The organism is Streptomyces capoamus, assembly GCF_014654935.1.
Classification (GTDB): domain Bacteria; phylum Actinomycetota; class Actinomycetes; order Streptomycetales; family Streptomycetaceae; genus Streptomyces; species Streptomyces capoamus.
In genome coordinates this window covers 1-11,045 of record NZ_BNBF01000053.1, presented here as the reverse complement: position 1 = coordinate 11,045, position 11,045 = coordinate 1, and the positions used below count along the sequence as shown (strand labels likewise).

General features: G+C 72.5%; 4 protein-coding genes. All 4 read right to left on the bottom strand.

The window, feature by feature from the left end:
• Positions 1–1,465 (bottom strand): condensation domain-containing protein (locus IE312_RS37520; protein WP_229900927.1); only part of this gene is annotated, 1,465 nt, incomplete at its 3' end.
• Between the two features lie 144 nt (positions 1,466–1,609).
• A complete protein-coding gene (locus IE312_RS37515; RefSeq protein ID WP_189986789.1) occupies positions 1,610–1,828 on the bottom strand; it encodes an MbtH family protein in 219 nt (72 codons plus the stop codon).
• 69 nt (positions 1,829–1,897) lie between these two features.
• Positions 1,898–9,010, bottom strand: a complete 7,113-nt coding sequence (locus tag IE312_RS37510) for a non-ribosomal peptide synthetase (RefSeq protein WP_189986788.1) — start codon at positions 9,008–9,010, stop codon at positions 1,898–1,900.
• Positions 9,007–11,045: condensation domain-containing protein (locus IE312_RS37505; RefSeq protein WP_229900926.1), on the bottom strand; the 2,039-nt coding region annotated here is incomplete at its 5' end. The genes IE312_RS37505 and IE312_RS37510, both read right to left, overlap by 4 nt.

Sequence of the window (11,045 nt, the reverse complement as noted above, 5' to 3'; positions counted from 1 at the left end):
CCGACTCCTCACCACAGACCACCGCCACACGATCCCCACCCCGCCCCACCTGCTCCTCGAACAACTCCGTGAGGGTGCGGTCGGAAGGGGCGCCGGGGGCGGCACCGGCACCGCGCTCCAGCAGGCGGTCGCGTTCACCCGGCAGCATGGCGTCGAGCGCGCCGAGCGGCGGATCGTCGCCGCCGGCGGTGAGCCGGTCGACGAACGCGAGGAACCGCTGCTGGTCCAGGGCGAGCCGGTCCTCGGAGTACAGGCCGGGGTTGGCTTCGAAGTCGACGCGCAGGGGCCGGCCGTCGCCCTGGTCCTGGAAGACCGCCGACAGGTCCTGCACGGGACCCAGGTTGAGGGTGTGCGCGGTGGCGGTGCACCCGGCGAACGAGGGCCTCTCGCCGAACAGCATCATGTTGACCTGCGGTCCCACGAGTTGCTCGTCCTCACCCATCAGGCCGGCGTCGCGCCGCATGTCCTCGTACCGGTACCGCTGGTGCCTCAGCGCCGCCCGCATCCGCGAGGACACCTGGGTGAGCAGCTCCGTGAAGGTCATGTCCGCGCTCACGCGCAGACGAACCGGAAGCACGTTGGAGACCATGCCGGGCGTGGCACGCGCAGTCTGGCCGACCCGGGCCGTGACCGGCAGTCCGACGACGACGTCCTCGCCGCCGGTGAGGTTCTCCAGGTAGGCGGCGAAGGTGGCGGTGAGTACGGGCGGCCAGGGCACCCCGGCGCGGGCGGCCGTGTCGCGCAGGCGTGCGGTGACCTCGGGTGACAGGTGCGCAGTGGACCGCACGAGACGCCGTGGCATCGCGGCGGTCCGGCCGGCCAGGGTGCGCACCACGGGCCGGTCGTACAGCTGGGCCTGCCAGTACGCGCGGTCCTGCGCGTGGCGTTCGGAGGCACGGTACTCCTGGTCGGCCCTTACCAGTTCGCCGAGCGGCCGCCAGTCGTTCTGCGCGGCCACGGTGCCGCCGGCGAGTGCCGTGTAGACCTCGGCCACCCTGCGGGCGACGAGCGCGCTGCCGTACCCGTCCAGCAGGATGTGGTGGCAGCGGTGGTACCAGAGGAAGTGGTCTGTTCGGAGCTCGATCAGCGCGAAGGCGGACAGGTCGGCCGGGGCCGCCGCTGGCAGGTCGATCGGCCGGGTGAGGTCGGCCCACATCCACTCCTCGGCGGCGGCCCGGGGGTCGTCCTCCCGGCTGACGTCGAGGTAGTGCACCACCCGGCGCGGGTTCTCCTCCACCAGCTGCCACAGGCCGTCCCGGTCCTCCACGAACCGTGTGCGCAGCGCGTCGGTCTCACGGATCACCTGACGCAGCGCCTGTTCGAAGACGTCGGGGTCGAGCTGGCCGTCGATCTCCCAGTACTGCCCGCCGTTGTAGATCGGGTTGTCCGGGTCGAGCCGCTGGGCATACCACATGCCCGACTGGGCAGCGGTCAGCGGCAGCCGAGTGGTCTGGGAGTGAGGCATGGCTGTCCGTCCTCGGGGTAGTGAAGTGGGACTGTCGTGGCTCGGGGCCGGATCGCCGTTCGGCGACCCGGCCGTCCGCGGGGTGCGTGGGGTGGGCGGGGAGCGCTGCGGCCCGCCCGGGGGCGGCACGCGGCCGCGCGTTGTTCAGGAGGCGGCGGCGTCCATCGCCTCGACCAGGCTCTTGGGCCGCATGTCAGTCCAGTGCGCCTCGACGTAGTCCAGGCACGCCTGGCGGGTGTCCTCACCGTGGGCGACGGTCCATCCGGCCGGCACCTCGGCGAAGGAGGGCCACAGGGAGTGCTGGGCCTCGTCGTTGACCAGCACCAGGTAGCGGCCATCCTCGTTCTCGAAGGGGTTGCTCATGGCGAATTTCTCTCCTTGGTTCGTCATTGCTCGGTTGTACGCACGGTGCCGGGCGGTCCGGCCGCCGAGTCAGGAGGGGTCCTCCAGCCTCACCCGGAGCACGGGGCCGATGACGGCCATGGCCTCGGGCTGGGTGATCGAGCCGTGGGCGCAGTCGACGTCGTGGACCTCCACCGTGCCGTCCACGTACTTGTCCCAGGACCGCGGGGACACGCCGAGCTCGTCGGCGGTCCTGGCGGCGCGGAAGAAGAGGAGGTCACCGCTGAACCGCTCCGGGGTGAAACGGTGACCGATCACCGCGAAGTTCCTGAACACCCTGAATATGCTCTCCAGTTGCTCTAGCGACATGGAGCCGAACGGCGAGCCGTCGGCACGCAGGGCGGCCATCACCTCCTCGCCGTCCAGCGAGCCGTCGTGCGGCGGGCGCAGACCCGCCGTCTGCAGCAGGTCCGACAGGAAGCGCTGCCTGCTCCACGGCTCGACGCTCACCGCGACCGCCTCCATTGGGTAGCCGTCGAGACTGCACAGCAGGGCCACTTCCTCGCCCTGGTGCTGCAGGCGGGCCGCGATCGCCTGGGCGAGGGCTCCGCCGAGCGACCATCCCAGCAGGTGGTAGGGACCGTGCGGCTGGATCTCGTGGATGCGGCGCAGGTAGTCGTCGACGACCTCCTCGATGCTCTCCGGCAGCGCGTCACCGTCGCGAAGACCGGCCGCCTGGAAGGCGTAGATCGGCCGGTCGCGGCTGATCTCGGGAATGAGCGTCGAGTACGGCCAGCTCAGGCCGGTCCCCGGGTGGACGCAGAACAGCGGCGGCAGCGAGCCGTGCGGCCACACGGGGAGCAGGGCGTCCAGGTCGTCGCCCTCGTCGAGCTCGTACAGACGCTCGGCGAGTGCCGACGCGGTGGGGGCCCGCAGCACCGTACGGATGCCGATGTCGACGCCGAACTCCCGCCGCACCCGCTCGGCCACCTGCGCGATGAGCAGCGAGTGACCGCCGAGGTCGAAGAAGTTGTCGTCCACTCCCACCGAGGGCAGTCCGAGGACGTCCGCGAAGATCCTGCGCAGGATCTCCTCGCGGGGTGTCTGGGCGGACCGGCCCTGGCCGGCCGTCGTGGGGTGCTCCGGCGCGGGCAGGGCCCTGCGGTCGAGTTTTCCGTTCGAGGTGAGCGGAAGGGCCTCGAGCGTCACGAAGGCAGCCGGGACCATGTAGTCCGGGACGGCCTCGTCGAGCCGCGTCCGCAGCTCGGCGATCTCCGGCCGGCCGTCGGCCGCCGGCACCACGTAGGCGACGAGCCACGGGTCGCCCGGCCGGTCCTCGCGGAGTACCACGGCGCTGCGTGCCACCCGCCCGTCACGGTCGATCACCGCCTCGATCTCGCCGAGTTCGATCCGGAAGCCGCGCAGCTTGACCTGGTCGTCGGCACGGCCGAGGTACTCGAGCACGCCGTCCGGGCGCCGGCGCGCGACGTCGCCGGTGCGGTACATGCGCGTGCCGTCGGCGGCGAACGGGTCCGCGACGAAGGTCCGCGCGGTCAGCTCCGGTCGGCCGAGGTAGCCCCGGGCGAGCTGGACGCCGGCGAGGTACAGGTCGCCCGGCACGCCCGGCGGTACGGGCCGCAGGTGCTCGTCCAGCACGTACAGACTGGTGTTCCACACCGGCCGTCCGATCGGCACCGGCCGGTCCGTGCCGTCGTCGGCGCACTGCCAGTGGGTGACGTCCACCGACGCCTCGGTCGGGCCGTAGAGGTTGTGCAGCTCGGCGTCGCACAGGCTCAGGAAGCGCTCGGCCAGCTCGCGCGGCAACGCCTCGCCACTGCACATCACCTGCCGCAGGGGGGTGTCGCGCAGATTCGCCTCGTCGCGCAGGAAGACCCGAAGCGTCGAGGGGACGAAGTGGGCCGTGGTGACACGTTCCGCGCGGATCAGGTCGGCCAGGTACTCGGGGTCCTTGTGGCCGTCCGGCCGGGCCACGACGAGGGTCGCCCCCTCGATCAGCGGCCAGAAGAACTCCCAGACGGACACGTCGAAACCGGCCGGGGTCTTCTGCAGAACGCGGTCCTGTGCCGTCAGGCGGTACCGGTCCTGCATCCACAGCAGGCGGTTGACGATGCCGGCGTGCTCCACGACGACGCCCTTGGGGCGGCCGGTGGAACCGGAGGTGTAGATGACGTACGCGGGCAGGCCCGGGACGAGTTCCGCCCCCCGCTCGGCCGCCGTCAGGTCGCCGTCCGGCAGCCCGGGCAGCGTGTCGCGTACGTCGTCGCCGTCCAGGACCAGGACCGGGCACGGCAACGGGCTCCCGAGTGCACCGGTGGCGTCGCCGCCGGTCAGCACGAGCACGGGCCGGGAGTCGTCCAGCATGTAGGCGAGCCGGTCGGCGGGGTAGCCGGTGTCCAGCGGCACATAGGCGGCGCCCGTCTTCAGCACCGCGAGCAGCGCGACGACGAGATCGAACGACCGGGGCAGCGCCACGGCCACGAGCCGCTGCGGTCCCGCGCCGTGCGACATCAGCAGCCGCGCCAGCCGGTTGGCGCACGCGTTCAGCTCCGCGAACGTCAGGCTCTCGCCCTCGAAGACCAGCGCGGTCCGCTCGGGGACGAGTGCCGCCCGCCGTTCGAGCAGGGTGACCAGGGTTTCGTCGGGAACGTCGTGCCCGGTGTCGTTCCAGTCGTTGAGGACCCGGTGCCGTTCGGCCGCGTCCATCACCGGTATGCGGCTGATGGGCTGGTCGGGGTCGATGACGGCGCCGTGCAGGACGCGGACGAGCCTGTCCACCAGCGACTGTGCCGTGTCCGGGTCGAACAGGTCGGCGTTGTAGCGCAGCACGCCGTCGATGCCGTCCTGCACGCCGTCCGCCGTCAGTTCCTCGCTGAGCTCGAAGCCCAGGTCGAACTTGCTGACGTCCAGCGCCACCGGTTGCGGGGCCACCGTGAGGCCCGGCAGCTCGAGCTCGCTGTCACCGGTGTTCTGCAGGGTGAACATGACCTGGAAGAGCGGGTGCCGGGACAGCGACCGCTCGGGGTTGAGCACCTCCACCAGTCGTTCGAAAGGCAGGTCCTGGTGCGCGTACGCCTCCAGGTCCTGCTCGCGGATCCGGCCGAGCAGCTCCCGGAAGGCGGGGTCGCCCGAGACGTCGGTCCGCAGGACCAGCGTGTTCACGAACAGGCCGATCAGGTCGTCGAGCAGGTCGTCGGTGCGGCCGGCGATCGGCGTGCCCAGGGGGATGTCGGAGCCGGAGCCGAGCCGGTGCAGCAGTGTGGCGATGCCTGCCTGGAGGACCATGAACAGCGTGGTGCGGGTCTCCCGGGCGAGGGCGGCGAGGCTCCGGTGGGTGGCGGCGTCCAGGGTGAAGACCACCGTGCCGCCGCGGCCCGTGAGTTCCGCGGGCCGCGGCCGGTCCACCGGCAGCGGTATCTCCTCGGGCAGGCCCCCCAGCGCCCCGCGCCAGTACTCGACCTGCCGGGCCACCGCGCTGCCGGGGTCGTTCTCCTCGCCGAGCACCTGACGCTGCCACAGAACGAAGTCGGCGTACTGCAGCGGCAGTTCCGGCCAGTTGGGGGCCAGCCCCTGGCACCGGGCAGTGTAGGCCAGGGAGAAGTCCCGCCCCAGCGGGCCGAGCGACCAGCCGTCCGCGGTCAGGTGGTGCGCGTTCAGTACGAGCACGTGCTCGGTGGCGCCGAGCGAGAAGAGGTGGGCACGGATGGGAACGTCGTGCGCCAGGTCGAAGGGGCGTGCCACTTCGCGCGCGAGCCGCTCCTGCAGCGAGGACGGCGACACCTCCACGTGCTCGAACGGCATTACGGCCTCGGGCAGGACCACCTGGCGCGGCCGGCCGTCCTCCTCCGGGAAGACGGTGCGCAGACTCTCGTGCCGGGCCACCACGTCGTCCAGCGCCGCCCGCAGCGCCCTCAGGTCCACCGTTCCGGTCATCCGGACGGCCGTGGGGATGTGGTAGGCGCCGTGGTCGCCCATCCGGTACAGGAACCACAGGCGCTGCTGCGCGAACGACAGCGGCAGTTCCGCGGGCCGTTCGCGCGCCGTCGGGCGCCCGCGGCCCGCGTCCGAGGCGGACAGCAGCCGGACCAGGGCGGCGGGCGTCGGCCGCTCGAACAGGGAACGGATGGCCAGCTCCACGCCGAGCGCGGCACGCGCCCGGGACACCAGCCGAGTGGCGAGCAGGGAGTGGCCACCCAGGTCGAAGAAGCTGTCGTCCGGACCGACCCGGTCGACGCCGAGCACCTCCGCGAACAGGCCGCAGAGAATCTCCTCGTGGGGAGTGCGCGGCGCACGGGCGGGACCGGTCGCCGTCTCGGGCGCGGGCAGGGCCATGCGGTCCAGCTTGCCGTTGGCGGTCATCGGCAGCGCGTCCAGTACGACGACGGCCGAGGGCACCATGTGCTCGGGCAGCCGGTCGGCCGTACGTGCCCGGACCCGAGCGGGTTCCGGCCGCTTGCCGGGCGCGGCGACCACGTATCCCACCAGGCGCCGGTCGCCGTCCTGGTGGTCGCGCACGGCGGCTGCGGCGTGGGCCACGGCGGGGTCGTCGGCGAGCACCGCCTCGACCTCGCCCAGTTCGATGCGGAACCCGCGCAGCTTCACCTGGTCGTCGGTGCGGCCGACGTAGTCGAGGTCGCCGTCCTCCCGCCGGCGCACCAGGTCACCGGTGCGGTACATCCTGCTGCCGGGCGGCCCGTAGGGGTCGGCGACGAACCGCTCGGAGGTCAGACCCGGGCGCCCCAGGTAGCCGCGGGTCACGCCCGCCCCGGCGAGGTAGAGCTCGCCCTCGTCCCCGGGGGTCACCGGCCGGAGCCGGCGGTCGAGCACCAGGGCCCGGTAGTTGCTCAGCGGGCGGCCGATCGGGGGCGCCGTGCCGTCGACGGGCCGCTCGGTGGACCACTCGGTCGCGTACACGGTCGCCTCGGTCGGGCCGTAGACGTTCGCGAGGCGTCCCGGGGACAGGGCCCAGTGGATGTCGGCCGCGGTCTGGGCGCTCAGCCGCTCCCCGCAGAGGACGACCGTGTCGGGACTGATCCGGACATCACCCTGGGAGATGAGCTGGGCGAGCGCCGAGGGGACCGCGCTCACCAGCGTTCCGGGCGGGTCGCCGCCAGCCGGCCGGGAGGACAGTGCGAGCAGGTCGTCGAGGACCTCCAGGGTGCCGCCGGAGAGCAGGGGGCCGAACATCTCGAACACCGAGACGTCGAAGTTGAGCGACGTCGTCAGCAGTACGCGGCGCATCCGTTCCACGCCGATCTCGTGCCGGGCCCAGAGCGCCAGGTTCGCCACGTTCCCGTGCGTGACCATCACGCCCTTGGGGCGGCCGGTGGAGCCGGAGGTGTAGATGACGTACGCCAGGTGGGCGGGCGAGAGCGGGGCCGTGCGGTCGGTGTCGAGGACGTCGCGGTCCGGGCAGGCCTCGCAGGCCGCCGCGGTGGCCGGGGCGTCCAGCTCGATCAGCAGTTCCCGCTCGGCCGGCAGCCGCTGAGCCACGGAGGACTCGGTGAGCACCAGCGCCGGGCGGGCGTCCTGAAGGATGTAGCGCAGCCGGTCCGCCGGGTACTGGGGGTCGACGGGCAGATAGCCCGCGCCGGCTTTGAGCACGGCGAGGAGGGTGACGATCATTCGTTCGGAGCGGGGCAGAGCCAGCGCCACCAGCCGGCCGGGCCCGGCCCCACGCCGGACCAGCAGGTGCGCGAGCCGGTTCGCCCGCGCGTTGAGCTCGGCGTACGTGAGCCGGATGCCGCGGTGCAGCACGGCGGCCCGCTCCGGGGTGCGGGCCGCCTGCTCCTCGAACATGGCGGGCAGGACGGTGGCGGGGACCTCACGGCCGTCGGTGTCCCATTCGGGCAGCATCTGCCGCCGCGTGTCGGCCGACAGGTCGTCCACGCGGCCCACCAGCTGTCCGGGGTCGGCGGCCACCGCCTCGAAGAGCCGGGTCAGCCGCGCGACCAGGTCCCGTACCTCCGCCTCGTCAAACAGGTCGGGACGGTAGCCCAGCTTGAGCCTCATCCGCGGGCCGGGTGCCATGGTGAGGGTGAGCGGGTAGTGCGTGGCGTCTCGCCCGGAGCCCGCGGTGACACTGGCGCCGGCGAGGGTGGACTCGACGCCGGCCGTGTCGACGGCGTAGTTCTCGAACAGCAGCAGCGTGTCGAACAGCGGTCCCCGGCCGGCCAGGGCCTGGATGTCCGTGAGGCCGACGTGCTGGTGGTCCATGAGCCGGACCTGCTGGTCGTGGAGGCGGTCGAACAGAGTGGTCAGCGGCTCCGCGGGGTCGAGGACGACCCGCACCGGCAAGGTGTTGATGAAGAGCCCGACCATGTGCTCCACACCGGGTATCTCCGGTGGCCTGCCGGAGACGGTGGTACCGAACACCACGTCGTCCCGGCCGGTCAGGGACCCGAGCAGCAGTCCCCAGGCGCCCTGCACCAGGGTGTTGAGCGTCCAGCCGTGCCCGCGGGCCAGCGCGGTGAGCGACGCCGTCAGCTCCTCGGAGAACGTCGCCTCGAAACTCTCCGGGACGCCGGTGAGCGCCCCGGGGGCGCGCGGGGCCAACAGGGTCGGCTCGGCCAGGCCGGCCAGCTCCTGCCGCCAGGCCGCCTCGGCGGCCGGACGGTCCCGCTTGCCCAGCCAGGCCAGGTACTCGCGGTACGGGGTGACGGGCGGCAGGCCGGACGCGTCCCCCTTGCTGACGTACAGCTCGAACAGGTCACGGACCACGATGGGCGAGGACCAGCCGTCCATCAGGATGTGGTGCTTGGTGACCAGCAGCCGGTACTCGTCGGCGCCGTAGCGGACGAACGTGAAGCGCATCAGGGGCGGGCGGTTCATGTCGAACCGCCGGACGCGGTCCTCGTCCACCAGGCGCCGCAGCTCCGTCTCGCGTTCGCCGTCGGACAGCCCGGACAGGTCGTGCTCGGTCCAGCGCAGGGGCACCTCGCGCCGGACGACCTGCACGGGACGCTCGCCGCCGCGCTGCCGGAAGCCCGCGCGCAGGACGCCGTGCCTGCGCAGCAGGGCCCGTGCGGCCTCCCGCAGCGAGTCGACGTCGATGGCGCCGCGCAGGTGGAACAGGCTCTGCACGGTGTACGGGTCCACGCCGTCCTCGTCGTACAGCGCGTGGAAGAACAGGCCTTCCTGCAGCGGACCCAGGGGCAGTACATCCTCGATCACGGTCTTCTTCACCGGCTCAGTCCCCACTCGTCGTCGAACTCGTCGAACTCGTCGTCGATCTCGCTCTCGAGTTCATCGATCTCCTGCTGGCTGAGCGACACCAGCGTCAGGTCGGACGGTGTGTGGCCACCGACCGCACCGCCGCCCTGGACATGGGCGACCATGGCCCGCAACGCCCGCTCCCACGCCTCGGACAGCTGCCGGACGTCGTCCTCCCGGAAAAGGGCCCCGGGCCAGGCCCAGGCGACGCGCAGACGGGGGCCGTCCGCGTGGTCCTCGGTGATCGCATTGATCGACAGCGCGTACAGCATCGGGGCGTCTTGGTCCATGAAGCCCGGCGCCTGCTCCGGCGCGGGTCCCCAGTCCGCGGCCTGCGCCGCGTCGGCCATCTCGAAGCGGCCCAGGTAGTTGAAGCCGATCTGCCGCGGCGGATGGCCGGCCAGTGCCGCCCTGGTGTCCAGGTTGAGGTAGCGCAGCAGCCCGAAGCCCAGCCCGTTGTCGGGTATGCCGCGCAGCTGCTCCTTGACGCGCTTGATCGCTTCGCCGACCGCGGCTCCGCCGTTCCGCAGCTGCTGCCGGTCGAGGGCTCCGGGATCCAGCCGGACGGGGTGGATGCTCGAGAACCAGCCGACGGTCCTGGACAGATCCACGCCGTCGGTGAACTCCTCGCGCCCGTGGCCCTCGAGGTCCACCAGCACGGCCGTCTCGTCGCCTCCTCCGCGCTGCCGCCGCCAGTCGGCGACGGCCAGTGCGAGCGCGGTCAGCAGCACGTCGTTGACACCGGCGTTGAAGGCTGCCGGCACCGTGGTGAGCAGCGGCTCGATCGTCTCCTCGGGGATCACCTGCCACAGACCGCCCATCGTGCGGTTGGTGTCCTGTGTCGGGTCGAGGGGCCGGTCGCTCAGCAGGGGCTCCGGGCGGCCGAGGATCTCCAACCACTGGCCGGACTCCGCCACCCGCTTGGCGTCGTGCGCCGAGGCGGCCAGGTGCTCGGCCCAGCGGCGGAAGGAGGTGCCGACCGGCTGCAGCCCGGCGTCCCGGCCCTCCCGGGCCGCCTCCCAGGCCGCGGTGAGGTCACCCTCGAGGATCCGCCAGGACACACCGTCGACGACGAGGTGATGGATGATCAGCAGCAGCCGTCCGGAGGCTTCGGTGCCGGCGTCGAACCACACGGCCCGCACCATCCGGCCCTCCTCGGGGGCGAGCCGGGCCCACGCGGACTCGCCCTCCGCCTCGATGACGGCCGTCAGCGCCTGGCCGTCCAGGCCGCGTACGTCGACCCAGGTGACGCAGTCGGCGGCCCGCACCGTGCCGCGCGACGGCACGTCGAGGGACCAGTCCCCGCCTCCCTCGGGACGGGTCAGCCGCGTCCGCAGGGCGTCGTGGTGGTCGAGCACGCTCTGCAGTGCCCGCTCCAGCGGCTCCGCGCCGAGGTCCGCGGGGACCTGCAGCAGGACCGACTGCGCGTACTTCCCGATGGGTCCGCCGCGCTCGCGCAGGCGGTGGATGATCGGCGTGAGCAGCACCGAGCCGACGCCGGTGTCCGTTCCGCCGCTCATCCACCTGCCGACGGTTTTCGCGTGGGCGGCCAGCGCCGCGACGGTCTTGTGCTGGAAGACCGCCCTCGGGGTGATGACGAGACCCGCCTTGCGGGCGCGGCTGACCAGCTGGATGGAGATGATGCTGTCGCCGCCGAGATCGAAGAAGCCGTCGTCGACCCCGACCTCGGGCAGGTCGAGGAGATCGGCGAACAGGTCGCAGAGAACCTGCTCGCGCGGCGTGCGCGGCCCCTGCTTGATGACCGCAACCCGGAAGTCGGGGGCGGGCAGCGCGGCCCGGTCCAGCTTGCCGTGCCGGTTGACCGGCAGCGCGTCGAGCACCACGACCGCGTCCGGGACCATGTAGTCGGGCACGTGCGCGACGAGGTGGTCCCGCAGGGCGGCCGGGTCCGGCCGCGCACCGGCGGCGGGCACCACGTATCCGACCAGCTGCCGCCGCCCCGGCTGGTCCTCGCGTACGACGACGACGGCCCGGGAGACGTCCGGGT